Consider the following 23,351-nt stretch of genomic DNA (forward strand, 5'->3'; position numbering starts at 1 on the left):
CCCGATCCTAGCCAATCGCCGGTTCGCGCCGGCTGACAGTCAGGACCGCTGCTGCTGCGGCGACGAGCACCCAGCCGGCCAGCACGATGAGAGCCGCACCGGCGCCCAGCCCCTGGGCCTCGATCCCGAGGATCGCCTCGCTGTGCAGCGCGTCTGCCGGCAGGCCGAAGGGCAGCAGCTGTGCGACGGTGATGTCACCGGAGAACAGGGTGCTCAGCTGGCGCAGACCGGTCTCGAGCAGCCCGGCGGCGACGATGGCGATGATCGTCCACAGCTGCGACCGGATGAGGAAGCCGATGAGCGTGCCGAGCATGGCGACCAGGCCGAGCCCTACGGCGCCGATCAGCCAGTTGCCGAGGAGATCCGGCCAAGCCGGCAGGGTGGCGTCGTGGACCTGGCGGGCGGTCACCAGCAGGCCGGCCGAGATCGCCACGAGTGCGAGCGAGCCTGCGGTGACGGCCGCGCCGACGGCTGCCGTCTTGTGGGCCACGACTCGCCACGGGCGGGATTCGGCGAGCGTCGTCGGGATGATCGCTCCGGTCCGGTACTCCCAGGTGGCTGCGACGGCGCCGATGATGAGTGCGCACCAGATCGGCACGCCCAGATCGCCTCCGCTGCTGGCGGTGATGTTGGCAAGCAGCCAGATGATGCCGGGGCTGTCCGGCTGCAGCGCCGCTCGTGTGGCGGGATCGAGGGAATCGGCGTTGGTCGCATTCGGGATGGTGTCATTGAGCCCGATGAGCGCGTCGAGCAGCGGGTCGATGAGAAGCATGACGATGCCGGCGAGCAGCACTGCGAATGCCGCGGCTGCGGCCAGCATCGTGGTTGATCGGTTGTATCGGAGTTTGAGGAGTTCGCTGAACATGTTCTGCCTTTCAGTGCGCTGCGGTCTGGCTTGTGTGGGCGAAGAAGTGCGCTTCGAGGTCGTCGATCTCTCCGGCAGCCGGGGCCGAGGTGATGCGGCCGTTGTCGATGACGGCGAAGCGGGTGGCGCTGCGGGTCATCTCGCTGAGGTTGTGGCTGGTGACGAGCACCGTGCCGCCGAGCGCTGCGAAGTCGGTGATGAATTCGCGCAGCCAGCGGATGCCTGCCGGGTCGAGTCCGTTGCTCGGCTCGTCGAGGACGAGGGTGCGCGGGCTGCCCAGCAGCGCACCGGCGAGACCGAGGCGCTGGCGCATGCCGTAGGAGTAGCGGCCGATGCGCTGTCCTGCCACCTCGGTCATTCCGACGATCGACAGGGCACGGCTGATGGCGCTGCGGGCAGGTTCACCGCGCAGGCCCATGGCTGCGGCGCGAATGCGCAGGGCGTCGCGGCCGCGGTGGTGCGGGTTGAAGCCGGAGTTGTCGAGGGCGACGCCGACTCCGGATGCGGTGCCGTGCTGCCGGTAGGAGGCGCCGTTGATGTCGACGGTGCCGGAGGCGGGGCGGGCGAGCCCGAGCAGGCAGCGCAGGGTGGAGGACTTCCCGGAGCCGTTGGGGCCGATGAGGGCGAGTACGTCACCAGGTTCGGCGCGGAAGCTGACGTGGTCGAGGATCGTGCGCCCGCCGCGGCGATAGACGAGGTCGCGCACGTCGATGGCTGGATTCGTGACGTCGGTGGCTGGATTCTTCTGTGCTGTGTTCATGCCTCCATGCTTGTTCAGGCATGCACACCGCCGCGTCTGGCTGAGGACGGAACTGTCATTGGTCCGCAAGGACTAAGCACGCAGGGCGGACGGCAGCAGTCTGTGCTGTCTGCCGTCCGCCCTGTCAGCGGTGCCGGGATCGGGGTCTCAGATGACCACGTCGATGAGGTCTCAGATGACCATGTCGTCGTTGCGCCGTGCGGCGCGGATGTCGGCGATGAAGCCGCGCACGATGAAGTACAGCACGCCGGCGACGAGCACCGGCCACATGAGCGTGTACAGGGTCAGGATGGTGATGAACATCAGATGTCACTTCCTCTCATCAGGGGTGTTCGGAGTCGCCCGCGAGCCGGCGTGGTCAGCCCGCTCGGCACTGTCAGCACGGTCGGGTTCATCAGCGTGCGGCGCAGGGCCGTCGGCTGCATCGAGTGTGCGGAGTTCGGCATCGAAGTCGGTGTCCGCAGCGCCGTCATCGGTGGGGTCGAAGTCGCCGGTGATCTGCTGGATGACGTCGAAGTCGAAGTCCTGGTGCGAGCGCACCGACATCGCCCAGCAGACGAGGAACGACACCGCGTAGGCGACCAGCGATGCAGAGAGCACGGTGTATTCGCGCAGGAAGTCGAATCCGACGAGACCGGTGGCCACGGTGGCAGCTGCACCGACGATGACCGCCGGTCGCAGCCCGAAGAAGCCGAAGGCCATGATGCCGAGCACCACGCCGACGCCGATGATCGCCAGCGCTTCGACCGCCAGCGCCCACACCCCGGTGAGCGGCACCAGTTCGAAACGCACCGGGATGAACACCGCAAGCGCAGCGAGCACGGAGACGGTGAAGGCGCGGTTGGTGACTTTCTTCCAGTAGAACGATGCGATGACCGGGAAGACGAGGCAGCCCCAGAGGGCCCCGACGAAGACGAGCAGGTCGAGGATGTTGAACCGGGCGGTGGCGAAGTACAGTGCGGCACCGGTGGCGATGATCATCGTCGCCCGTCCGATGAGCAGCATGGTCCGCGGGTCGGCCTTGCGCCGGCCGACGGACTGGCCGTAGATGTCGGTCATGACAATCGAGCTGAGCGCGGAGAGATCGGAGTCGGCTGTTGAGGACAGGGAGCCGATGATCATGACGAAGGCGACGGCGACGAGGATCGCCGGCAGGTAGCTGGCGGTCATCTGCGGCAGCAGGTTGTTGACGTCTCCATCCAGCGGCTGAACGCCGAGATACAGTGCCATGACGCCGATCATGCCGATGCCGATCACCGAAGAGCCGTAGCCGATCGTCGCGGTGACGAAGGTCGGTTTGATGAGGTCCTGCCGTACCGCGAAGAGCCGCTGGGCGATCGTCTGGTTGCCGATCGCGTAGGCGAGCACGGCTGCGATATAGGGCGCTCCCTGCTGCATGAAGGCCTCCGAGGAGAAGAAGCTCTCCTGTGCCGGGGTGACGTTGCCGGCAGCGCGTCCGGCTTCGAACATCTCCGGTCCGCCGGCTGCGAAGAACACGACGGGGATGATGATGACAGCCGCACCGAGCATTGCGCACACCTGCGCGAAGTCAGTCAGCACCGAGGCGCGGAAACCCGACCACAGTGTGTACAGCAGCACGCCCGCGGCGACGATGACGATGCCCCCTCCGAAGCTGATGGGCGAGAGCAGCGAGATGATCGCCCCGCCGGCGATGAAGTTCGACGTCAGCGAGATGACGGAGCCGAGCACATTCGATCCGGCGAGCATGAGCTGGGAGGAGCGTCCGTGACGGGCGTACATCACCTCAGCCAGGGTGTGGGCGCGCGGGGCGACGGCACGGATGCGCTTGCCGAAGGGGTAGATGAACAGGATCATGAGCGCACCCCACAGGCCGTAATGGATCGGCCCGGAGACGCCGTAGGTGTAGCCGGCCGTCACCGAGGCGTACATCGAGGAAGCCCAGATCCAAGTGGCGGTCATCGATGCTGCGGAGATGCCGAAGCCGATCCGGTTGCCGGCGGTCATGTAATCGTCCGCGTTCTCCTTCCGCTTCGATATCGCGACCGACATGAGCATCGTGCCGCCGTAGAAGAGCACGAGCAGCAGCACGAGGCCGGGGAAGCCGAGTTGGACAAGGTGTGAAGTGTCAGAAGAAGGCGGCACAGAATCTCCGTTTCGCAGGCGGACAGGACGGTGTCTGCACCGAGCCGTGCGCACGGTGGGGTACTCAGCGTCTCGCCGCAGACCAGTGCCGATACCCTCTGACGGGCATCGGCACCTTTTCGATGTAAGCACAAAGAATGCTGAGTTTCGAATCAGGAACCGCTGACAGCGGAGTTTCGATTCCGCTCCTTCCCTTATGCGCGTAGGGCAAGCCGCGGTAGGAAAGAACCGTGCGCTCTCCCCTGTCGGCCGCCCTCAGTAGCGGGCCATCTGCGCATCGACCGTGTCTGCCCACGCATCGATTCCGCCGGCGAGATTCATCAGTCCCGGATGCGGTGGCTCGCCTTCGGCGCGCGTGCGCAGGATGTCGATCGCCTGCTGGGAGCGGACCCCGGATTTGCAGCAGAACACGTACGTCGCTGCGGCTCCGGTCTGTGGCAGCGCCTGCCAGCCGCGCTGTTCGATCTCACCGAGCGGAACGCTCACAGACCGCGGAATGACGGCGATCTCCCGCTCCCACGTTTCCCGCACGTCGACGGCCACGACAGTGCCCTCTCCCAGTCGGTCGGCGAGCTCACGGGCCGTGATGGACTCCCCCGCGCCCGAGGCGGTGGCCGGCACCGCCTCGCAGCTCGCCTCGGCGGTGGGCTCACCGATCGTCGTGACCTCAGCTGCGTCAGGGTCTGGCGCCAGGGTGAGTTCGCGCCAGGTCATCGACAGTGCATCGAAGAGCAGCACCCGGCCGAGCAGCGGCTTTCCGATGCCGGTCAGCAGCTTGATCGCTTCGGTCGCCATGACCGAGCCGATGGTGCCCGGCAGCACGCCGAGCACGCCGCCTTCAGCGCAGCTGGGGACCTCCCCGGCAGGCGGAGGTTCGGGATGGAGGTCGCGATAGGTGGGACCGTGGCCGGACCAGAACACGCTGACCTGGCCGTTGAAGCGCAGGATCGAGCCCCACACGCACGGCACGCCGGCCAGCGTGCAGGCATCGGAGGCGACATAGCGGGTGGCGAAGTTGTCGGTGCCGTCGATGACGACATCCCAGCCGTCGACCAGCCCTGCGGCATTGTCGGGGTGCAGGCGTTCGATATGCGTCTCGACGCGCACATGCGGGTTGAGGTTGGTGATCTTCTCCGCTGCAGACGCCGCTTTGGGCCGTCCGAGGTCGGCAGTGGTGTGGATGACCTGGCGCTGCAGGTTGGTGACCTCGACGGTGTCGTCGTCGACGATGCCGATGGCGCCGACGCCGGCCGCGGCGAGGTAGAGCAGCACCGGGGAGCCGAGCCCGCCGGCGCCGATGACGAGCACCCTGGCGGTCTTGAGGCGCAGCTGTGCCTCACGTCCGAAACCCGGCAGGCTCAGGTGGCGGCTGGCCCGCTGTGCTTCAGCCTGGGTCAGCCCATCTGCAGAGACAGCAAGCGGTCCGATGCCGCTCATGAGATCGCCTCAGCGACCGGTGCGGCAGCTGCGAGCGGGGCCATGATGCCCTCCTGCGGTGAACTGGCGGTGGCGTGCCGGCGGGCCGGAATGCGCCCGGCATGGGCGGCGAGTCCGCCGGCGATGACGGCGTGGCGCATCGCTGTGGCCATCGCAACGGGGTCCTGGGCGCGGGTGACAGCGGAGGCGAGCAGCACAGCGTCGCAGCCGAGCTCCATCGCCAGGGCGGCCTCCGAAGCGGTGCCGATGCCGGCGTCGAGGATGATCGGCACGCGGGCGCGAGCGCAGATGAGTTCGATGTTGTGCGGATTGAGGATGCCCAGGCCTGAACCGATCGGGGCGCCCAGCGGCATGACTGCAGCGGCTCCGGCGTCTTCGAGGCGGCGGGCGACGGCTGGGTCGTCTGAGGTGTAGGCGAAGACGGTGAAGCCGCGGGTGGCGAGCTGCTCGGTGGTGTCGACGAGTTCGACGACATCGGGCAGCAGCGTGTCCTCATCGGCGATGAGCTCGAGTTTGACCCAGTCGGTCTCGAGCGCTTCGCGGCCGAGTTCGGCTGTGAGCACGGCATCGCGGGCGGTGTAGCAGCCGGCGGTGTTGGGCAGGATGCGGATGTCGTTGCGCTCCAGCAGGGTGAACAGGCTGTCACCGGTCTGCGGGGTGTAGCGGCGCATGGCGACGGTGGTCAGCTCTGTCCCCGAGGCGATGAGCGCGTCTTCGAGGACGCTCAGGGAGCTCAGGCCCCCGGTGCCCATGATGAGGCGGGAGTGCAGGTCGACGCCGTCGATGCGCAGCGGCGGCAGCGCATGTGGATGTGTGTTCGCGGTTGGATGTGTCACCGGCGTCACCCTCCCTGCATCGCGGTGATGATCTCGACGTTCTGGCCATCGCGCAGCCAGGTGGCCGACCAGCGGCTGCGCGGTATCACGGTCGCGTCGACGGCGACGGCGATGCCGAGGCGCTGACCGTCGACGGCGGTGCCGTCTGCGTGAAGCTGGCGGCCGGTGGTCTCGGAGATGGTCTCGCGCAGCGTTGTGCCGGCCGGTAGGGTGCGGGTCTCTCCATTGATGGTGACTGTCACCTCTGATTCCGTCGGGGTCGTGGGGCTGTGGTTCGCTGTCATGGTCTTCCTCCTTGTGGCTGATTCTCTGCAGCGGGATGAGCGATGCGGCGCGGGTTCATCGTCTGCAGATGGTGGTGGTCGGTGTCTGCGGTCGCAGGATGGTCTGTGCTTTCGGGCACGGTCGGCGGGTCGAGCTCGCGCAGCACGAGCTGGGCAGCCAGCCTTGAGGCGAGCGGGGTGAGCAGGATGCCATGTCGGTAGAAGCCGTTGGCGACGATGAGACCGCTGATCGGGCCACGGCCAGCGGTGCCCACGGTGCCGAGGTAGGGGGCGTCGTCGTGGGTGCCGGGCCGGGCCCGAGCAGTGACTTCTGTCAGTTCGCACTCGCCGATGCCCGGCACCAGGCGCTGAGCGTCGCGCAGCAGCTGGGAGACGCCTTCGACGCTGGGACCCTCACGGTTGTCTTCGCGGCTGGTCGCGCCGATGACGATCTCACCGTCGGCCCGCGGCACAAGGTAGATCGGTCTGCCGGTGACGATGCCGCGGATCGTGTGCTCGAGCAGCGGCGGGAGGCCGGAGGGCAGGCGGGTGCGCAGCACCTCCCCGCGGATCGGGCGCAGCGGCAGTGGGACGTCGTCTGGCAGCGGCGCGCGCGTCGGCGTCATTCCCGTGGCGAGCACGGTGACCGGGGCAGTGATGGTTCTGCCGTCGTCGAGGCGGACTCCGGTCACGGCAGTTCCGCTGCTGCTCTCCGTCTCGATGAGTTCGACGGCGGTGCGCCGGATGATCGCCGGCAGTACGGTCTGCAGGGCGGCGGTGATGCGTCGCGGGTTGACCTGGTGGTCCCCGGCTGAGTGGAAAGCCCCGGACAGCGACGGGCTCAGCGCTGGTTCGAGTCGCCGGGCGGCCCGGCTCGTGAGCGCTTCGACCTCTCCGCCGGCTGCCTGCTGGTAGTGCTGCAGATCGGCCAGCATCTGGCGATCTGCCGGGTCAGCGGCGCAGACGAGTGTTTCGGTTTCGCGGTACCCGACGTCGGTCTGGGCGTCTGCTTCGAGGGCTGCGACGAATGTCGGGTATTCGGCAGCGGAGTCGCGCATGAGAGCGAAGAGCCGGCCGTGCTGATAGCTCATCTCAGAGACCGGAGCGATCATCCCTGCGGCGGAGAGGCTGGCACCGCTTCCCGGGCTGGGATCGATGACGATTGCGCTGAGACCGGCGCGGGTCAGCCTCCACGCTGTGGCAAGGCCGATGATGCCGCCGCCGACGATCGCAACGTCTGCTGTGAGAGGGTGTGCCTGATCTGCTGGCACGGGCATAGCGCTGGCGTCCTTTCCTCCGGCGGTGTCAACCGCATCAGGTTCAGCGGTCGGCGCTTAAGCCCTCTCAGCCCTTCCCGGGCTCCCGCAGGATCGATCAGCAGTGATCGATGCAGACAGTCTAACGACACGAAAGCAGATCTGCAGGCGCCGTCCGCATGGCGGTGCCCAGCGGTTCTGCCGTGGCTGGCGGTGCTGCGGTGGCCAGCCGCGTGGCGATGCAGTCTCATCTAAGCGCAGCTGCGAGGTGTGGGCAGTGTATTCGACCCAGTGCGTACCGGCCGCAGTACGCTCGTCTCGGCGTCCTGTCGCCCGGAAGCCCAGGCGCTCGTAGGACCGGATCGCTGCCGTGTTGCTGTCGTCGACGTCGAGGAGCAGCTGCGGGCGGCCGAGCTGTTCGGCAATCCGGGCCGCACAGCGCACGAGCTGGGCTGACACTCCCCTGCCGCGCGCGGCCGGATCCACCCAGATCTTCGTGAGGATCGCCTCGTCTGCGGCCAGCGGCAGCTCCGGTGTGTAGCCCTCCGGCTGGAGCACCAGACACCCGACCGGCACCTCGGCTGCGGTGGTCTCACCGTCTGCCGGCTGTTCCCGGTGGCGGGCGTGGAGCACGATGCGTGCGCCGCTCAGCTGGGCCTGCCAGTCAGCCGCACGCAGCTGCGCGGCCTCCTCGTAGGTGCCCCAGAACGCTTCGGGCGCATCGGCGAGCATCCGCAGGCGCACCTGACGGTGGGCGTCCCAGTCAGCGGGATCGAGCCGTACGATCTCAAGCACACCCTCGGCACTCGCCGTCCGTGTCAGCATCGTCGCCACCGCCGTCTCCCATCTGCAGTCCTCATCGCACCCGGCTCCAGCGTATCCGGACAGGTCGCCTACGCCGGTGTCTTGCGGATCAAGACGCGCCTGGCCGGCGTGCTACGCTCGCGCCATGTTAGCCGGTCCCCGCGTTCAGACGGATCTAGTACTGCTGCGCAGAGTCCGGGATCGGATCGACCGGGAGTTCGACCAGCCTCTCGACGTTCCCTCCCTTGCCCGCGGTGTCCACATGTCGGCCGGACACCTGTCACGGAGGTTCAATGCGGCTTTCGGAGAATCCGTGTACTCCTACCTCATGACACGGCGGATCGAACGCGCGATGGCGCTGCTGCGCCATTCCGAGCTGAGTGTGACGGATGTCTGCATGAGCGTCGGCTTCTCCTCGCTGGGGACGTTCAGCACGCGATTCACCGAACTCGTCGATGTCTCCCCGACAGCGTACCGAAAAGCAGCAAGGGCGGACCTGCTGCAGCTTCCGGCTTGTGTCGTCCGGACGATTACGAGACCGGTCAGGAATCGAGAAGCGCAGCCGTTCTCGGCTCCGTAGCCTTGTGCTTATGACACTGAGCATTCATTCCAGTTTCCTGCCGCACACAGATCCGGAAGCGTCCCTGCGCTTCTACCGCGATGTGCTCGGCTTCGATGTGCGTCTCGATGTCGGTGAGGGCGCGATGCGGTGGATCACCCTCGGCGCTGCCGGTCAGCCGGACACCCACGTCGTCCTGCAGCCGCCGGTATGCGACCCCGGGGTCACCGATGTGGAGGCGCAGACCATCGCCGACATGATGGCCAAGGGCACCTATGCCGGTATCAACCTCGCCAGTGACGATCTTGACGGGCTCTTCCAGCGCCTCGTGCAGGCTGGCGTCGAGGTCGTGCAGGAGCCGAAGGACCAGGTCTACGGACTGCGCGACTGTGCGGTGCGGGACCCCGCCGGCAACCTCGTCCGCATCCAGGCCCGGGAGGCCGGCCATGGCGAATGACAGCGGCTTCTCCGAGGCAGAGCTCACTGCGATGAAGGAGCGCGCGGCCGAACTGCGCACGCAGAAGGGCGGGAACAAGAAGGCGAAGAACCTGGAGGCACTGCTCGCGGCGATCGCCGCGCTGCCGGAAGGCGACAAGCAGATCGCAGCAGCTGTCCATCAGATCATGACCGAGACGGCGCCTCACCTGGCCCCGCGGCTGTGGTACGGGATGCCGGCCTACGCCGACGACACCGATGTCGTTGTGTTCCTGCAGCTCTCCAGCAAATTCGACACCCGCTATTCGACTCTCGGGTTCAACGGTGCCGCGCAGCTTGACGACGGGGACATGTGGGCAACCCATTTCGCGATCCCGGCCCTGACGGATACCGTTCGAACGCGTGTGGCCGAACTCGTGCAGAAGGCGGCGCCACCACCGAGCTGACGATCGTTGGACGTCGCGAACCACTGCCGGCAGCGGCGTGCGTACAGAGGATCCCGGGACATCAGGAAACGATGGCCCGGGATTCTCATATTCCTGGATTCATGTCATCGTTCGTCAACACGACAAGGCCGTGCAGGCCTGTTTGGCGAGCAACACCCGGTCGCCACGCACGACACCCCAAAACCTCGGGCCCGTCCGATGGAATCAGATTCGAGGTGAGCCATCGCACGCCCGGAAACTGAGGTGACGGGCCCGGAACGATGACGCGACACATCAGCGCCGAAACAAAAAGAAATCTCGGGACATCGAGTGAACGATGTCCCGAGACTTCACAACGTGGAGGTAAGGGGATTCGAACCCCTGACCTTCTCCATGCCATGGAGACGCGCTACCAACTGCGCCATACCCCCGTGTGGGTTGGTGTTCTCGCGAACGCCTGTATCGATGTTACTCACCTGCGCCCGAATTGCAAAATCCTGCAGGTGTGAGCTGCACAACGCTGACGCCGGGTCGCCTGGGGTGCCGTATCGGGCGCTTGCGAGATCAGCTGACGACCGGGCGCTAGACTCACCATCGATGGACTTCATACGCAGCTCCCGCACCGATCTCTTAGTGCCCTTCCGGGACGGCTCAGTTCCGACGGCGCTGTGGAACTACCCGGCCCGCAGCGCGTCCGCCAGCGCAGACCGCAGGCCGGTGCTGCTCATCCACGGCTTCCGCGGCGACCACCACGGTCTGTCGTTCATCGCCCATCACCTGCGCACCCGCGACGCCCATGTGCCTGATCTGCCCGGATTCGGGCACACTCCCCCGCTGCCCGGCGGGCTGACTCTGGAGGCCTACCTCGACTTCATCGACGGGCTCGTCACCGCGGTGACATCTGCCGCAGGTGCTCCCCCGCTGGTCATCGGACACTCCTTCGGCTCGATCCTGACCGCGCACTGGGCCGCCCGCACGATGCGCCGCACTGATCGCGCTCAGGCGCCCACCGCCTCGGCGGCGGCACCGCTCATCCTGCTCAACCCGATCGTCTCCCCCACACTCGCGGGCACGAACCGGATCATGACGCAGGCCGCACAAGCCTACTACTGGGCCGGATCACAGCTGCCAGAACGGGCCGGCAGCGCGCTACTGCGCAACCGGGCCATCGTCCGGCTGATGAGCGAGGTGATGGCCGCAACCCGGGATCCGGGGCTGCGCGCGTTCATCCACGACCAGCATCGCCGGCACTTCTCGACGTTTGCCGACCGCCGCTCTCTGGCTGAGGCCTTCGAGGTCTCGATCCGGCACACCGCCGCCGAGGCGGCAGACGCGTTGACGATGCCGGTCACCGTGGTCGCCGGGCGGGATGACAAGATCGCGCCGCTCGCCGCGACTACGGCGTTCGCTGATTCGCTTCCGGATGCCGAGCTCGTGGTGTTCGATCGCGTCGGGCACCTGACGCACTATGAGCGCCCGGAGCAGATCGCAGGGATCATCGACGCGATCGCGGACTGACCGCTCAGTCGAGGTCGACGTCGTCTTCGGGGTTGCGCGGTTCGGCCAGCCGGTTCGGGTGCGTCTTGCGCCATACCGGTGAGCCGCCCATGAAGGTCGCGCGCGAAAGCGTGTTCGAAGCAACCGAGGACACCAGCAGCAGCGAGACGAACGCGACCAGGGCCATGAGCAGGCGCATCAGGTTGAAGCCGTCCTGCCACAGCGTGTAGATGTAGGCGGCGGCCAGGATGAGCGGCATGCCGAGGCCGGTGGCCGGTGAGAAAACGCTGATGCGGGCCAGGGCGTCCTTGGCACGGAACATCGCGATGACGGAGAAGAACACGAGCAGGCTGCCGGTGATCCCGAAGATCCCGACGAGCACGGCGGCCAGGGTGTCTGGGATCATCGGTGCCCCCTTGTCTGGATGCGGGCCAGCGCCACCGTGGCAAGGATGCCGAGCAGCGAGGACAGGAAGATGACGTCGAGAATGATCGACAGGTCCACGAGCATCGCGATGCAGGTGAGGATGCCGATGGCCGAAAAGTACACGAGGTCGCCGATGATGGCCCGCGAGCCCATATCGATGGCGGTGAGCGCTCGCACCAGCCCGATGACGATGCTGGCGGCAAGCAGGGCGATGCAGATCCAGATGACGATGGTCATCGCACATCACCTGACTTCGTGCCCTCGCGGATGTCTCCGGGTGCGCGCCCGCGGGTGACCTTGAGCAGTCGGCTCTCCATGTCGCGCAGTCCTTCGAGTGCTTCGTCCTCGCTGTCGGCGAAGAGGACGTGGACGAACAGGGTCGGCGGGCGGCGGTCGTCCCCGGCGCCGACGGCGACGACGAGGGTGCCCGGAGTGATGGTGATCGATGAGGCCATGAGGGTGACCTCGACATCGGTGACACAGCGCAGGGGCAGTTCGACGATCATCGGATGGTCGTAGCCGCCAGGCTGGAAGATGTGGGTGATGACCTCGACGCTGCCGGCGACGACTTCCTTGAGGATCCACGCGGAGTATCCGATCGCGCTGATGGGATTAAACATGTCCGAGCACCGCCTCCAGGTAGGGGGTGATGTTGAGCAGGCCCTCGGCGGCGCGCTGCGTGAACGGGATGACGAGCTGGGCGCCGAAGAACAGGAACACCGACACGGCGATCATGATCGCACCGGGCACAAGCAGCCGGTTCGGGATGCGCACATCGTCGGTCAGCTCCGTGGCCGGGGCGCGTCCGGTCTGCTTGGAGTCCGGATGGTAGATCGTCATGTCCTTGCCCCAGAACGTGTTCGACCACATCCGCTGCAAGGCCATGAGCCCGATGACCGAGCCGATGACGATCGCGGCGATGATGATCCAGGAGCCGGGCCGGTCTGCTGAGGCCGAGGCGAGGATCAGCCCGACCTTGCCCCACAGGCCCGAGGTGGGCGGTAGGCCGATGATGCTGAAGAGCCCGAGCACCATGAGCACCGTGGCGGGCTTCTCTCGTCGGGCCAGGCCTGATAGCTTCTTGAACGCGCCGGTGCCGTAGGTCTGCTCAATGGCGCCGAGCACGAGCAGCAGTCCGGCCATCGTGATGATGTGGTGGATGAGGTAGTACATGCCCGCCGACAGTGCCGCGGCGGTCATGAGGGCGACGCCGATGAGGATGTGGCCGACGCCGTTGGACATTGTGAACGCCAGTACGTTGCGGGCCCGGTGCTCCCCGAAGGCGGAGATCACCGAGAGCAGGATCGTGAGGACGACAAGCGCGACAAGCACCCACGCCCACGGGGCCAGCTGGCCGAAGACCGCGGTGTAGACACGGTAGACGGCGTAGAGGCCGACTTTCGTGTGCAGGGCGGAGAACAGCGCCATCATCCCCGCCGAGGTGTTCGGATACGAACGGATGAGCCAGCCGTGCATGGGAGCTGCGCCGGCCTTGCCGAGGAAGGCCACGAGAACGAAGCCGACTGCCAGCGACAGCTGCGGGCTGACATGGCCGATCGCTGCGATGCTGGCGATGTTGACGGTGCCTGCAGCACCGTAGACGAAGCCGACGCCGATGACGAGGATCGTCGAGATGAGGAGGTTGACTATGACGAACATTCGCCCCACGCCCAGGCGCCGCCAGGTGCCGGTCACGGCGATGAGCGCGTAGGACGGCAGCACCATGACCTCGATGAAGACGAAGAGGTTGAACAGGTCGCCGGTGAGGAAGGCACCGTAGACGCCGGAGAGCATCATGAGCACCAGTGAGGGCACGAACCGGTACTGGTCCTCACCGGTGATGACGAGGAACAGACAGCACACGAACGCCGCCAGGGAGGTGACGATGAGCATGAGCGCGGTGAACGTGTCGGACACGAACGGGATCGCCAGGCCGTCTTCGTATCCGCCGACCGAGTGGGCGATGACCGGCACCTGCTGGTGGTAGACGAGCAGCACGATGCCGAAGACGAAGACGAAGACAGGAACGGCGAGCAGCAGGGCGCGTTCGAAGACGCGCGCGCGGATGAGGACGGTCATCGCCGAGGCGAACAGCGGCACGGCGATGATGAGGAGCAGAAGAGCGGGATTCACTGCTGGTGGGCCTCCCCTGTCTCCGGTGTGCGGTATTGGTCGTCATCGTGTCCGAGCACAGCCATCGCGAGCATGAAGATCGTCACCGCGAGGGTGATGACGATGGCGGTGAGCACGAAGGCCTGCGGCAGCGGATCTGCTGAGACAGCGATGTCGGTGCGGTCGGCCAGCGGTTCACCGCGCCAGGCGGGCACGCCGGAGGCCAGCAGCGCGAAATTCGCGGCGTGGGAGATGAGCGTGAGACCGAAGACGGCACGCACCATGGAACGCTGCAGCAGCAGGTACACCCCGCCTGCGGTGAGAACGCCGACTGTGACTGCCAGGATCATTCTCCACGCTCCTTCATCTGGGTGCCTGAGCCGATGTGCCTCGATGATCTCGACAACCGGGTGTGGTCGCTGTCTTCTCTGAAGTAGTCCTCGGCTGTGGGCGGCTCGCCTCTCATGTTCTCCATCGGGCCGGCGAGCTCACCGTGGACCATCTCGTCGGTGCGTTCTCGGGTGCGCTCGTGATCGACGACATCGCGGTGCATCTCACCGAGGTAGAGGACGTCGTCACCGGCCGGGGTGAAGGCTGAATCCGAGGTGCCGAGCAGGTTGAACGACACGAGGATGAGTCCAACGACCGCCATATAGACGCCGACATCGAAGATGAGCGAGGTCGAGAAGTGCTCGCCGAGGATGTAACCGTGGATCGGCTCGAGGAACGACCCGGCGAAGATGAGTCCGGCGATGCCGGTCAGCACGGCGACGAGCATTCCGCCGCCGATGAGGAACAGCGGCGCGCGCGGCGGGCCGATCGCCCGGTCCTTCGAGGTCGACATGTACAGCAGCCCGACGATCGCCGAGCCGACGAGCGCTGCGATGAAGCCGCCGCCGGGCTCGTTGTGCCCGCGCCAGAAGATGAGCGCCGAGGTGATCGCCAGGATCGGGCCGACGATCCGGACCATGAGCTGCATGGCCACGACGTTCGGCCAGGCCAGAGACACCGCACGGTGGGCCATGGAACCGCGCGGACGCAGCACGATCCACGGCCGGCGCGGCATCTCCGGAACTTCGGAGGCCGGCGGGTCGATGTACTTGTCGCGCACCGTCGACATGACGGCGACGATGGCGATGCCGGCCATGCCGAGCACGGTGAGTTCGCCGAGGGTGTCGAGTGCACGGAATTCGACGAGGATGACGTTGACGATGTTGTTGCCCCCAGAGATCTCCGGGGCCTCATTCAGGTACCACATCGCGATGTCGGAGCGTTCGCGCCGGCCGGCCATCGCCCATGTCATGCCGCCGACGCCGATGCCGGCGAGGATGGCGAGCACGCCGCGGCGGATCTGCATGCGCTTGGGATACTTCCAGAAGGTGCGCGGCAGCTTCTGCAATACGAGCATGATGACGATGATCGTCATCGCCTCGACGAGCAGCTGGGTGAGCGTGACGTCGGGTGCGCCGATCGCCATGATCTGGATGGTCGCGAGGATGCCGATGGCCGACAGCGCGACGGTGGCGGTCATGCGGGAGCGGGAGAAGCACACGGCGATGACGGAGAATCCGATGAGGCCCAGCAGCACGAAGTCGATCGGGCGCGACAGGTTCGCCTGAGCGGCCGGCAGCTCATGGTCGGCCAGCACGGTGGCCAGGCCCCCGATCGAGACGACCGTCATGAGCCCGACGATCGCTGCGGCGTGCGGGGCGCCGCGCTCATCGCCGATGAGGCGGGTGGCCCGGGCGCCGAGCCGGCTGAGGAGGCGGGTGATGACGTCGATGACATCGGCACCGTTGAACGGCAGGGTCGCGGCGGTGAAGAACTCCCAGGCGCGCTGGCGGATGAGGATGATGACGATGCCGGCGGCGATGATGAGGGCGGAGGCGATGAGCTCGGGGCTGATGCCGTGCCACAGCGCCAGGTGCGGGTGCGGGTCGGTGCCCGGCAGTGCTGCGGCAGCGGCCGGGACGACGAGCTTCTCCAGCGTCGGCAGCATGAACGCCAGCGGCACGGAGGCGAGGATCGGCAGGGCCGCGAAGGTGAGCATCACCGTGTCCTCGTGACCGAGCTTCTCGGCCGGCACCTCGGGCCCGTCGACGAAGCTGCCGAAGACGATCTTGGCGCAGTAGGCGAACGTCAGCACCGAGGCGGCAGCACCGGCGATGAGGGCGAGCCAGCCGAGCGCGGCAGCACCCGGGGTCTCGCGCAGCGCCATGAAAACCGTCTCCTTCGACGCGAAGCCCAGCAGCGGCGGGATGCCGGCCATCGAGGCGGTGCCGATGATGGTGACGGCGAACGAGATCGGGGCGACCCGGAACAGCTGGGGGATGCGCCCGAACATACGCGTGTGGCCGATGTGGTCGACGACGCCGACCATCATGAACAGCCCGGACTTGAACAGCGCGTGGGCGATGACGTGGAACACGGCCGCAGCCAGCGCCAGTTCGCTGCCGACGCCGATCGCGGCGACGATGAGGCCAAGCTGACTGACCGTCGAGTAGGCCATGAGCTTCTTCAGGTCCGCCTGATTGAGGGCGAACCAGCCGCCGAGGGCCGTGGTGATGAGGCCGGCGGTGATGAGCAGGCCGTTCCAGGCCGGGGTGGTGTGGAAGGCCGGGCTGAAGCGGATGAGCAGGAAGATGCCGGCTTTGACGACGGCGGCGGCATGCAGGTAGGCGCTGACCGGGGTGGCAGCGGCCATCGCATCGGGCAGCCAGGTGTGGAACGGGAACTGCGCGGACTTCGTCATCGCCGCGATCGCCACGAGCAGCGCCACTGCCGTGGTGGCGGCCGGATTGGCTGCCCAGAACGGGTCGGTCAGGGCGGCGACGATGTTCGTGGTGCCGGTGAAGGCGATGATGAAGCCGACGGCGACGAGCAGCAGCACACCGCCGACGAAGGTGATGAGCAGTGTGCGGAACGACGGCGCCTGCCCGGATGAGCCGGATCGGGCGATGAGCATGAAGGACGCCAAGGAGGTCAGCTCCCAGGCGATGAACAGGACGACGAGGTCGTTGGTCAGCACAAGAGCGACCATCGAGAAGGTGAAGGCGACCATCAGCCAGTAGAAGCTGAGGTTGCGGCCCTTGTCGAGGTAGTGCGTCGAGTAGAACAGCACGGCCGCGCCGATGAGCAGCGCGATGTGGGTGAAGACCACGCCGATGCCGTCGATGCGGAAGGCGAGGTCGACGTTGAAGGCCGGCATCCACGGCAGCGCCCATTCCGGGGTGTCACCGGCGAGGACCGCCTGGGTGGCCGGAATGAAGGCGATGGCGGCGGCGACGTACGCGGCGCCGATGAGCCAGCCGGAGGCCCGGCCGGCGAGAGCGGTGATGACCGGGGTCAGTGCGACAAGACCGGCCAGCAGGACCAGGGTCACAAGTCCTGTCATGGATGTTCCACCCGTCCACCCGTGTTGGTGCCCTCAGATCGAAGAGCTCGGAATGCGGCTGCTGGCACGGGTGCGGGAGTCGCTTCGAACATACGCGACATAATATCGACACTGGACGAAGCTCGCCAAAACGCTGAGAACCTGTTATGACGCTGCAACCGACCGCAGATCATCGCAGAACGTGTCCTAGGCTGGTGGCGATGAGACTCTTCTTCGACGCCCGGTTCACCCGCATGACCCATCATGACGGGATCTCCCGGTACGGTGCCTCCCTGCTCACCTCCCTGCTCGAGCTCACTGCCGGCACCGACGTCGACGTCACCGCCATCATCCACGACGACCGGCAGCTGGCGCTGCTGCCCGAGGTCGAATCGGTGAAGCTGAATTCCCCGCTGTCACCGGCCGAGCTGTGGATCGGCACGAAGCTCAACCGGCTCGGTGCCGATGTCGTCTTCTCCCCCATGCAGGTGATGGGCTCCTGGCCGCGTGACTACAAGCTCATCCTCACCATCCACGACCTCATCTACTACTCCCATCCGCTGCCCCCGCGGGACCTGCCGGTGCCGGTGCGCGGGCTGTGGCGGCTGTATCACCAGGCGCATTGGCCGCAGCGGCTGCTGCTCGACCGTGCTGACGCGGTCGCTGCGGTCTCGGAGACGACCGCCCGGCTGCTGGCCGAGCAGGACTTCACCAGCCTTCCGGTCACCGTCATCCGCAACGCCGCCACCCCGCCGGCTGAGCTGCCGCAGCGCAGCAGCGGCCATGATGCGCGCACGCTGGTCTACATGGGCTCGTTCCTGCCGTATAAGAACGTCGAGACACTCGTCCAGTCGCTGCACTGGCTGCCGGGCTGGACGCTGCACCTGGCCAGTGGCATCACCCCGCAGATCGAGGCGCGGCTGCGCAGCCTCACCCCGGACTGTGCCCGGGTGGTCTTCCACCGCGGGATCAGCGATGCGGACTACCAGCAGCTGCTCGATCGGGCGACTGCGCTCGTCATGCCGTCCTTGGATGAGGGATTCGGTCTGCCGGTCGTCGAGGCGATGAGCCGCGCCGTTCCGGTCGCGCTGTCGGACATCCCGGTGTTCCACGAACTCGCCGATGGTGTTGCGGAGTTCTTCGACCCGCGGGATCCTGAGGCAATGGCCGCGGCCGTGCTCCGGTTCGCTGATGCCGACCGCTGGCGCACTGCTGCCGAGGCAGGCCGCAGCCAGGCACAGACGTTCAGCTGGGAGCGCTCTGCCCGGCAGCTGCTCGATCTCGCTCACCAGCTGGTGGGCAACGAGCACCCAGTCAAGGACTAGCGCCGGTCCGCTGCGCTGACAGGTGCCGCTCACGCGGGCGTGTCGGTGGCGCTCATCCCCCAGCTGCGCAGCACCCACGCGTCCCGGCGCGGGGTGAGCACGCCGTAGCCGCAGTTGCCGAGCACGCCGAGGCTGCCGCTGCCGGCGCCCATGCCGAGGAGCTCCTCGGCTGCACCGCGCAGCACCGCACCGTGGGCGACGATGGCGATCGCTCCGTCGACCTCGCCGATCTCTGCGACGAGGGCGCGGATCGCCTGCACGACCCGGTTGGCTGATTCGCTGCGGCTCTCGCCGCCGGGTGGGCGCATGTCCTGGCCGCTGAGCCACGCGGCGAGCTGCTCGGGCCAGATCTCGCTGATCTCCTGGCGGGTCTTGGCCTGCCAGTCGCCGACGTTGAGTTCGCGCAGCAGCGGATTCTCCTCGACGTCGACGCCGAGGGCACCGGCGATCGCATCGGCGGTCTCGCGGGCGCGGGAGAGGTCAGAGGAGACGATGGTGCGGATGTCGTGGCCGGCCAGCTCGGCGGCCACCGCTGCTGCCTGCTCACGGCCGCGGGCGTTGAGCGGGATGTCGGCGTGGCCCTGGAAGCGGCCCTCCCGGTTGTAGTCGGTCTCGCCGTGCCGGACGAAGTACAGCGCCTGCACCATCAATCCTGCACACCTGCCGTCGGCCCGCCGGCCGCTGCGCTGTCGCTGCCTGCATCGATGCCGAGTTCGATCACCGGGCAGTCCTTCCACAGGCTTTCGAGAGCGTAGAACTGCCGGTCCTCGGCGGTGAAGACGTGGACGACGACATCGCCGAAGTCGATGAGCGACCAGCCTGAGGAGCCCTTGCCCTCACGCCGGGTCGGTTTGGCGTCGTGGGTTGTGCGCAGTGCCTCTTCGACGGCGTCGATGACGGCTCCGGCCTGCCGCTCATTGGACACGGAGGCGATGAGGAAGACGTCGGTGAGGTAGAGCTGCTCGCTGACGTCGAGGGCGACGATGTCGGTGCCGAGCTTGTCGGCGGCGGCCTGTCCAGCAGTCCGTGCCAGTGCGATCGCGTGGTCGGTAGCCGTCACGCAGTTCCTTTCGTTGCGAGGAGACCTCAGAAGATGAGGATGAGGGCGAAGATGATGAGGATGAGCGCCGCGACTCCTGCGATTCCGAGCACGATGAACGGCAGCTTCGACGGCTCGCCGTCGTAGAGGATGTCGCCGTCTTCGTGGGTGATCTGGCGCGCGCTCATCGGCGGGGCCGGTGGGCTGGCGAGTTCATCGCCCTCCCCGGCGTCTGGGGCGTCCCACGATTCGACGGCGTCACCTTCGACCTCCTTGTCGAGGTCCTCCTGCGGGATCGCGTCGATCGGGGTGGTCATCGGGCCGGAGGCGCGCACCCGCAGTGCGTGGTCGTCAGCCTCGGCGCTGGCGTCGGTCTGGGTGCCGGCGGCCGGGCCCGAGGCGGTGGGCGTCTGGGTCTCGTCGGCGCGCCGGGCCTCGTCGATCGCCGCCTGGGTGCGGGCGAGCTGGGTGGCGCCGGTGACGACGCGGATGCCCTCTGTCTGCGGGGGCTTGACGACCGGGGCACGGCGCTGACGCCGTGCCGTGAGGTCGACGCCGCCGGCTGCCGGCGGGGCGGTGCCGGTGATCGGGCGGGCATGCTCGGGCACCGGGGTTGCTGCGGCGGCCTGTTCGGGTGCTGCGGTCTGCTGGGCTGACGGCGAGGGCATCGGCTGGGCTGCCGGCAGCGGTGAGGCAGCAGGCTGGGTGGCTGCCGGTGGGGAGGCGACGACCGCATCGGGCCTGGCTTCTGGTGACATCCGCTGGGTGCCGATGTGCTCGACGGGCATCCCGCCGGATCCCTGAGCCGGGGCCGCCGGTGCGCCTGGCTGACTGGTGGCATAGGCGCCGGGGCTCATGGTGTGCGGACGCTCGGATGCGGCGTCGTCGCTGAGATCGCCGGCGAGGTTGCTCGCCGTGGCCTGCCGGGCCGGAGCCGAGGGGTACGGGCGCTGGTCTGCGGCTGCGCTGCTCTCCTCGACCGGCGGGGCCGGTGGGCGCGGGGTCATCGCCGCAGCCTGCTCGGTGTCGTCGCTCGCTGCTGCCGGGGTGTCCTGGGCGGTCGGACCGGTGCCGGCGGCAGCCTCACCGGTGGCGGTGTCGTCGGGGGCGTCGGCGGGGGCGGGCACGAGGCCGTGCTCGCGCAGGTAGCGGCGCCGTTCGGCGCGCGTGGCGAATGCCGGCAGGTCCGTCGCAGACGGCGGCGGCGCGTGCTCGGGCTTCGGCGGTGAGGGCACCGGCTGCGAGGGTGAGGGCGTCGACTGGACTTCCTGCACCTGCGGCTGCCCGTTCTGCTGAGGCTGGTCGGTCGGGCGCACCGGCGCCGAGGCGTCGTCGTAGCGACGGCGGTTGGCCGCGGTCTGCGGAGGTGCCTCTTCGACCGGCCGGTCGGCTGCCAGCGGGCCGCGCTCGTGGCGCACCGGCGGCACCTCGGCGGCGTCGAAGGACGGGATCGGCTGCTGCTGGGCTGGCGGCTGGCCGCCAGGTGCCGGGGTCTGCTGTACCGGCGTCGTGTCTGCCGGAGTCGTGTCTGCCGGTGGCTGCCCGGACTGTCCGCTGCTCTGCCGGGCTTCGAAAGCCTGCTCGGCGGCACGCCGCTCTGCTTCGCGGCGCGCCTTGCGGGACATGAACTCGTCAGCCATCCTCACTCCTGTACAGCTCGTGCTTTGCGATGTACTGCACGACACCATCGGGCACCAGGTACCAGACCGGCAGGCCCTTCTCCACACGCGCCCGGCAGTCGGTCGAGGAGATCGCCAGGGCCGGGATCTGCAGTTGGCTCAGCTCATCGGTCGGGATGCCGTCGCCGTTGAGGTCGTGTCCTGGCCGGGTGACGCCGACGAAGTGCGCCAGCGAGAACAGCTCCTCGACGTCTTTCCATGTCAGGATCTGCTCGACCGCGTCGGCGCCGGTGATGAAGTACAGCTCGGTTTCTTCACCATACACCTCGGCCAGATCGCGCAGCGTGTCGATGGTGTACGTCTCCCCGGGCCGATCGATGTCGACCCGGGAGACGGTGAACCGCGGATTCGAGGCGGTCGCGATGACCGTCATGAGGTAGCGGTGCTCGGCAGCGGTGACGTGCTGCTTCTGATATGGGATGCCGGTGGGCACGAACACGACCTCATCGAGGTCGAACGTGGCCGCCACCTCGCTGGCGGCGACCAGGTGACCGTTGTGAATGGGATCGAAGGTGCCACCCATGACACCGACTCTGCGCGGACCTGATGACATGTCAGTGGCGGTGCGAGATGCCCTTCCACGACATCGTGACGAACATGAGGAACATCAGGATGCCGAATGCGATGAGGCCGAAGTAGATCGGGTCCATCGGCAGGTCGATGACGACATGGTGCTCGGGTGCTGCCTGGGCGAGCAGGATGGCGGTCTTCACTCAGTTTCTCCTTGTGTCAGATGGTGCCGGCTGCCGCGCGGGCGCGACAGTCGTCACCAGTTTCTCATGAAATGCAGGTCAGCGCGCACCCGGGGCGCGGCGTGGCCGACCGTCGATTCAGGTGCGCAGCTGTCCGCTGCCGCGCATGATCCACTTGCTCGTCGTCAGGTGGGTCAGGCCCATCGGCCCGCGCGCGTGCAGCTTCTGCGTCGAGATGCCGACCTCCGCCCCGAGGCCGAACTGCCCGCCGTCAGTGAACCGGGTCGAGACGTTGACGCCGACAGCGGCGGCATCGACGGCACCGACGAAGGCGTCGGCGTTGGAGATGTCGTTGGTGACGATGACCTCGGTGTGGCCGGAGGTGTAGGCGCGGATGTGCTCGATGGCCTCGTCGAGGCCGGCGACGAGCTTGATGGCGATCTCCAGGCCGAGGTACTCCTTGGCCCAGTCGCGGCGCGAGACCCGCCGGACTCTGACACCCTCAGGGGCGTACTCGCCGACATCGGAACCAGCGTGGATCGTCACGCCGTGGGCGTCGAGTTCGCCGAGGACCTTCGGCAGCACACGCCGGGCGGCCTTCTCATGCACCAGCAGGGTCTCCAGGGCGTTGCACACGCTCGGCCGGTGGGTCTTGGAGTTGATGACCAGGTCGGCGGACTGCCGGGCCGTGGCCGAGGCGTCGAGGAACATATGCACGTTGCCGACCCCGGTCTCGATGACCGGCACGATCGACTCGTGGACGACGGTGGAGATGAGCTCGGCGCCGCCGCGCGGGATGAGCAGGTCGACGCAGTCGCGTGACTGCATGAGCACCTTCGCGCCGTCGCGGCCGTAGTCGTCGATGCCGGCGACGGTCGCTGCCGGCAGGCCGGTGCTTTCGACCGCTGTGCGCAGCAGTTCGATGAGCAGCGTGTTGGAGGACTTCGCTGCCGAGCCGCCGCGCAGCACGACGGCGTTGCCGGCCTTGATGGCCAGGGCGGCGATGTCGACGGTGACGTTCGGGCGGGCTTCGTAGATCGCGCCGATCACGCCCATCGGCACGCGCTGTTCGGTCAGCTGGATGCCGTTGAGCAGGGTGCGTCCCTGGATGACGGTGCCGACCGGGTCGTCGAGCGCGATGACCTCGCGCACGGCACCGGCGATGTCGGCGATGCGCTCCTCGGTCAGCCGCAGCCGGTCGAGCAGCGCCTCGGAGGTGCCCTTCTTCTCCGCCGTCTCCAGGTCCTCGGCATTGGCCTGCAGGATGTCAGCGGTGTTCTCCTCCAGTGTCCGGGCGATCGCCTCGAGCGCGGCGTTCTTCACCGCCGTCGAGGTCGTGGCCAGCTCCGTGGAGGCATCCTTGGCGCTCTTGGCGATGCGGGTGATCGCGCGCACGGTCTTGGGATGGATGTCAGAAGTCGCAGTTTCCGTCATGGTCAGTGCT

At 67.4% G+C, this 23,351-nt stretch carries 26 protein-coding genes, 1 tRNA gene and 1 riboswitch; of the genes, 5 read left to right on the forward strand and 22 right to left on the reverse strand.

The features are described 5' to 3' along the window. Nucleotides 1-7: 7 nt before the first annotated feature. The 9 genes from H9634_RS05570 to H9634_RS05605 form a co-directional block, all read right to left on the reverse strand. Nucleotides 8-865 carry a hypothetical protein gene (locus tag H9634_RS05570; protein WP_191725748.1) on the reverse strand — a complete coding sequence of 286 codons (858 nt, stop codon included), beginning with the start codon at nt 863-865 and terminating at the stop codon, nt 8-10. Nucleotides 866-875: 10 nt separating this feature from the next. Beyond that, complete coding sequence (locus H9634_RS05575) at nt 876-1,625, reverse strand: ABC transporter ATP-binding protein (protein ID WP_191725749.1); 750 nt, start codon at nt 1,623-1,625, stop codon at nt 876-878. A gap of 171 nt (nt 1,626-1,796) precedes the next feature. After that, nucleotides 1,797-1,928: a putative transporter small subunit gene (locus H9634_RS14460; RefSeq protein WP_225210645.1), complete on the reverse strand. Its 132-nt coding sequence runs from the start codon at nt 1,926-1,928 to the stop codon at nt 1,797-1,799. A 6-nt stretch (nt 1,929-1,934) separates the two neighbouring features. Next, nucleotides 1,935-3,749: a sodium:solute symporter family protein gene (locus H9634_RS05580; protein ID WP_404801670.1), complete on the reverse strand. Its 1,815-nt coding sequence runs from the start codon at nt 3,747-3,749 to the stop codon at nt 1,935-1,937. Nucleotides 3,750-4,004: 255 nt separating this feature from the next. Next, nucleotides 4,005-5,186, reverse strand: a complete 1,182-nt coding sequence (gene moeB, locus H9634_RS05585; RefSeq protein ID WP_191725750.1) for a molybdopterin-synthase adenylyltransferase MoeB — start codon at nt 5,184-5,186, stop codon at nt 4,005-4,007. Continuing rightward, nucleotides 5,183-5,938 carry a thiazole synthase gene (locus H9634_RS05590; RefSeq protein WP_263598796.1) on the reverse strand — a complete coding sequence of 252 codons (756 nt, stop codon included), beginning with the start codon at nt 5,936-5,938 and terminating at the stop codon, nt 5,183-5,185. The genes moeB and H9634_RS05590 overlap by 4 nt, the downstream gene beginning before the upstream one ends. Before the next feature lie 89 nt (nt 5,939-6,027). Beyond that, the gene (thiS, locus tag H9634_RS05595; protein ID WP_225210646.1) at nt 6,028-6,306 is read right to left on the reverse strand and encodes a sulfur carrier protein ThiS; all 279 of its coding nucleotides are present in this window, start codon (nt 6,304-6,306) and stop codon (nt 6,028-6,030) included. Further along, nucleotides 6,303-7,562, reverse strand: coding sequence for a glycine oxidase ThiO (gene thiO, locus H9634_RS05600; protein ID WP_191725751.1), 1,260 nt, complete (start codon nt 7,560-7,562; stop codon nt 6,303-6,305). Before thiO ends, thiS begins: the two co-directional genes overlap by 4 nt. Beyond that, nucleotides 7,560-7,661, reverse strand: a riboswitch (TPP riboswitch). Its footprint overlaps the gene before it by 3 nt. Next, nucleotides 7,620-8,366: a GNAT family N-acetyltransferase gene (locus tag H9634_RS05605; RefSeq protein WP_191725752.1), complete on the reverse strand. Its 747-nt coding sequence runs from the start codon at nt 8,364-8,366 to the stop codon at nt 7,620-7,622. (Overlaps the previous riboswitch by 42 nt.) Before the next feature lie 124 nt (nt 8,367-8,490). Here H9634_RS05605 and H9634_RS05610 point away from each other — a divergent pair, with 124 nt between their 5' ends. The 3 genes from H9634_RS05610 to H9634_RS05620 are packed head-to-tail and all read left to right on the forward strand — an operon-like array spanning nt 8,491 to nt 9,785. Next, nucleotides 8,491-8,925, forward strand: coding sequence for a helix-turn-helix transcriptional regulator (locus H9634_RS05610; RefSeq protein WP_191725753.1), 435 nt, complete (start codon nt 8,491-8,493; stop codon nt 8,923-8,925). Between the two features lie 10 nt (nt 8,926-8,935). Beyond that, nucleotides 8,936-9,361 (forward strand): VOC family protein, encoded by a 426-nt coding sequence (locus H9634_RS05615; RefSeq protein WP_191725754.1) that lies wholly within the window; start codon nt 8,936-8,938, stop codon nt 9,359-9,361. Beyond that, nucleotides 9,351-9,785, forward strand: a complete 435-nt coding sequence (locus H9634_RS05620; RefSeq protein ID WP_191725755.1) for a DUF1801 domain-containing protein — start codon at nt 9,351-9,353, stop codon at nt 9,783-9,785. The genes H9634_RS05615 and H9634_RS05620 overlap by 11 nt, the downstream gene beginning before the upstream one ends. Before the next feature lie 337 nt (nt 9,786-10,122). Here the strand turns inward: H9634_RS05620 and H9634_RS05625 are convergent. Further along, a tRNA-Ala gene (locus H9634_RS05625) sits at nt 10,123-10,195 on the reverse strand. Nucleotides 10,196-10,361: 166 nt separating this feature from the next. On the opposite strand from H9634_RS05625, the gene H9634_RS05630 reads away from it, so the two are divergent. Next, nucleotides 10,362-11,282 carry an alpha/beta fold hydrolase gene (locus H9634_RS05630; protein ID WP_191725756.1) on the forward strand — a complete coding sequence of 307 codons (921 nt, stop codon included), beginning with the start codon at nt 10,362-10,364 and terminating at the stop codon, nt 11,280-11,282. Between the two features lie 4 nt (nt 11,283-11,286). Here the strand turns inward: H9634_RS05630 and H9634_RS05635 are convergent, their stop codons facing one another. The 6 genes from H9634_RS05635 to H9634_RS05660 are packed head-to-tail and all read right to left on the reverse strand — an operon-like array spanning nt 11,287 to nt 17,193. Then, nucleotides 11,287-11,667 (reverse strand): cation:proton antiporter, encoded by a 381-nt coding sequence (locus H9634_RS05635; protein WP_191725757.1) that lies wholly within the window; start codon nt 11,665-11,667, stop codon nt 11,287-11,289. After that, nucleotides 11,664-11,924 carry a transporter gene (locus H9634_RS05640; protein ID WP_165883077.1) on the reverse strand — a complete coding sequence of 87 codons (261 nt, stop codon included), beginning with the start codon at nt 11,922-11,924 and terminating at the stop codon, nt 11,664-11,666. Before H9634_RS05640 ends, H9634_RS05635 begins: the two co-directional genes overlap by 4 nt. Continuing rightward, entirely contained in the window at nt 11,921-12,307 is a 387-nt protein-coding gene (locus H9634_RS05645; RefSeq protein WP_191725758.1) for a Na+/H+ antiporter subunit E, read from the reverse strand. Before H9634_RS05645 ends, H9634_RS05640 begins: the two co-directional genes overlap by 4 nt. Further along, nucleotides 12,300-13,820 (reverse strand): monovalent cation/H+ antiporter subunit D family protein, encoded by a 1,521-nt coding sequence (locus H9634_RS05650; protein ID WP_191725759.1) that lies wholly within the window; start codon nt 13,818-13,820, stop codon nt 12,300-12,302. Before H9634_RS05650 ends, H9634_RS05645 begins: the two co-directional genes overlap by 8 nt. Next, a complete protein-coding gene (locus tag H9634_RS05655) occupies nt 13,817-14,149 on the reverse strand; it encodes a sodium:proton antiporter (RefSeq protein WP_191725760.1) in 333 nt (110 codons plus the stop codon). Before H9634_RS05655 ends, H9634_RS05650 begins: the two co-directional genes overlap by 4 nt. After that, nucleotides 14,146-17,193 carry a DUF4040 family protein gene (locus tag H9634_RS05660; RefSeq protein ID WP_191725761.1) on the reverse strand — a complete coding sequence of 1,016 codons (3,048 nt, stop codon included), beginning with the start codon at nt 17,191-17,193 and terminating at the stop codon, nt 14,146-14,148. The genes H9634_RS05655 and H9634_RS05660 overlap by 4 nt, the downstream gene beginning before the upstream one ends. Before the next feature lie 200 nt (nt 17,194-17,393). On the opposite strand from H9634_RS05660, the gene H9634_RS05665 reads away from it, so the two are divergent. Beyond that, nucleotides 17,394-18,497 carry a glycosyltransferase family 4 protein gene (locus tag H9634_RS05665; RefSeq protein WP_191725762.1) on the forward strand — a complete coding sequence of 368 codons (1,104 nt, stop codon included), beginning with the start codon at nt 17,394-17,396 and terminating at the stop codon, nt 18,495-18,497. 29 nt (nt 18,498-18,526) lie between these two features. Here H9634_RS05665 and H9634_RS05670 read toward each other — a convergent pair whose 3' ends face one another. The 6 genes from H9634_RS05670 to H9634_RS05695 all read right to left on the reverse strand — a co-directional run bounded on the left by H9634_RS05670 (nt 18,527) and on the right by H9634_RS05695 (nt 23,341). Further along, nucleotides 18,527-19,144, reverse strand: a complete 618-nt coding sequence (locus H9634_RS05670; protein WP_191725763.1) for a histidine phosphatase family protein — start codon at nt 19,142-19,144, stop codon at nt 18,527-18,529. Further along, on the reverse strand, nt 19,144-19,557 hold the full coding sequence (gene rsfS, locus H9634_RS05675) for a ribosome silencing factor (protein WP_191725764.1): 414 nt from the start codon (nt 19,555-19,557) through the stop codon (nt 19,144-19,146). The genes H9634_RS05670 and rsfS overlap by 1 nt, the downstream gene beginning before the upstream one ends. 26 nt (nt 19,558-19,583) lie before the next feature. Beyond that, nucleotides 19,584-21,176: a hypothetical protein gene (locus H9634_RS05680; protein WP_191725765.1), complete on the reverse strand. Its 1,593-nt coding sequence runs from the start codon at nt 21,174-21,176 to the stop codon at nt 19,584-19,586. Further along, the gene (gene nadD, locus H9634_RS05685) at nt 21,169-21,768 is read right to left on the reverse strand and encodes a nicotinate-nucleotide adenylyltransferase (protein ID WP_165883086.1); all 600 of its coding nucleotides are present in this window, start codon (nt 21,766-21,768) and stop codon (nt 21,169-21,171) included. The genes H9634_RS05680 and nadD overlap by 8 nt, the downstream gene beginning before the upstream one ends. Nucleotide 21,769: 1 nt before the next feature. Then, on the reverse strand, nt 21,770-21,928 hold the full coding sequence (locus H9634_RS05690; protein WP_170273905.1) for a hypothetical protein: 159 nt from the start codon (nt 21,926-21,928) through the stop codon (nt 21,770-21,772). Between the two features lie 117 nt (nt 21,929-22,045). Continuing rightward, nucleotides 22,046-23,341, reverse strand: a complete 1,296-nt coding sequence (locus tag H9634_RS05695; RefSeq protein WP_191725766.1) for a glutamate-5-semialdehyde dehydrogenase — start codon at nt 23,339-23,341, stop codon at nt 22,046-22,048. Nucleotides 23,342-23,351: the final 10 nt, after the last annotated feature.

Source organism: Brevibacterium gallinarum (genome assembly GCF_014836885.1).
GTDB classification, from domain to species: domain Bacteria; phylum Actinomycetota; class Actinomycetes; order Actinomycetales; family Brevibacteriaceae; genus Brevibacterium; species Brevibacterium gallinarum.

Excerpts from the sequence above, each read along its gene's own strand:
- nadD (WP_165883086.1), bottom strand. The coding sequence starts at position 21,768 with ATGTCATCAGGTCCGCGCAGAGTCGGTGTCATGGGTGGCACCTTCGAT.
- thiS (WP_225210646.1), bottom strand. The coding sequence starts at position 6,306 with ATGACAGCGAACCACAGCCCCACGACCCCGACGGAATCAGAGGTGACA.
- H9634_RS05655 (WP_191725760.1), bottom strand. The coding sequence starts at position 14,149 with ATGATCCTGGCAGTCACAGTCGGCGTTCTCACCGCAGGCGGGGTGTAC.
- H9634_RS05670 (WP_191725763.1), bottom strand. The coding sequence starts at position 19,144 with ATGGTGCAGGCGCTGTACTTCGTCCGGCACGGCGAGACCGACTACAAC.
- H9634_RS14460 (WP_225210645.1), bottom strand. The coding sequence starts at position 1,928 with ATGTTCATCACCATCCTGACCCTGTACACGCTCATGTGGCCGGTGCTC.
- H9634_RS05665 (WP_191725762.1), top strand. The coding sequence starts at position 17,394 with ATGAGACTCTTCTTCGACGCCCGGTTCACCCGCATGACCCATCATGAC.
- H9634_RS05620 (WP_191725755.1), top strand. The coding sequence starts at position 9,351 with ATGGCGAATGACAGCGGCTTCTCCGAGGCAGAGCTCACTGCGATGAAG.
- H9634_RS05610 (WP_191725753.1), top strand. The coding sequence starts at position 8,491 with ATGTTAGCCGGTCCCCGCGTTCAGACGGATCTAGTACTGCTGCGCAGA.
- H9634_RS05570 (WP_191725748.1), bottom strand. The coding sequence starts at position 865 with ATGTTCAGCGAACTCCTCAAACTCCGATACAACCGATCAACCACGATG.
- H9634_RS05615 (WP_191725754.1), top strand. The coding sequence starts at position 8,936 with ATGACACTGAGCATTCATTCCAGTTTCCTGCCGCACACAGATCCGGAA.
- H9634_RS05630 (WP_191725756.1), top strand. The coding sequence starts at position 10,362 with ATGGACTTCATACGCAGCTCCCGCACCGATCTCTTAGTGCCCTTCCGG.
- H9634_RS05660 (WP_191725761.1), bottom strand. The coding sequence starts at position 17,193 with ATGACAGGACTTGTGACCCTGGTCCTGCTGGCCGGTCTTGTCGCACTG.
- H9634_RS05695 (WP_191725766.1), bottom strand. The coding sequence starts at position 23,341 with ATGACGGAAACTGCGACTTCTGACATCCATCCCAAGACCGTGCGCGCG.
- H9634_RS05680 (WP_191725765.1), bottom strand. The coding sequence starts at position 21,176 with ATGGCTGACGAGTTCATGTCCCGCAAGGCGCGCCGCGAAGCAGAGCGG.
- H9634_RS05575 (WP_191725749.1), bottom strand. The coding sequence starts at position 1,625 with ATGAACACAGCACAGAAGAATCCAGCCACCGACGTCACGAATCCAGCC.
- moeB (WP_191725750.1), bottom strand. The coding sequence starts at position 5,186 with ATGAGCGGCATCGGACCGCTTGCTGTCTCTGCAGATGGGCTGACCCAG.
- H9634_RS05640 (WP_165883077.1), bottom strand. The coding sequence starts at position 11,924 with ATGACCATCGTCATCTGGATCTGCATCGCCCTGCTTGCCGCCAGCATC.
- H9634_RS05635 (WP_191725757.1), bottom strand. The coding sequence starts at position 11,667 with ATGATCCCAGACACCCTGGCCGCCGTGCTCGTCGGGATCTTCGGGATC.
- H9634_RS05590 (WP_263598796.1), bottom strand. The coding sequence starts at position 5,938 with ATGGGCACCGGGGGCCTGAGCTCCCTGAGCGTCCTCGAAGACGCGCTC.
- thiO (WP_191725751.1), bottom strand. The coding sequence starts at position 7,562 with ATGCCCGTGCCAGCAGATCAGGCACACCCTCTCACAGCAGACGTTGCG.
- H9634_RS05645 (WP_191725758.1), bottom strand. The coding sequence starts at position 12,307 with ATGTTTAATCCCATCAGCGCGATCGGATACTCCGCGTGGATCCTCAAG.
- H9634_RS05605 (WP_191725752.1), bottom strand. The coding sequence starts at position 8,366 with ATGCTGACACGGACGGCGAGTGCCGAGGGTGTGCTTGAGATCGTACGG.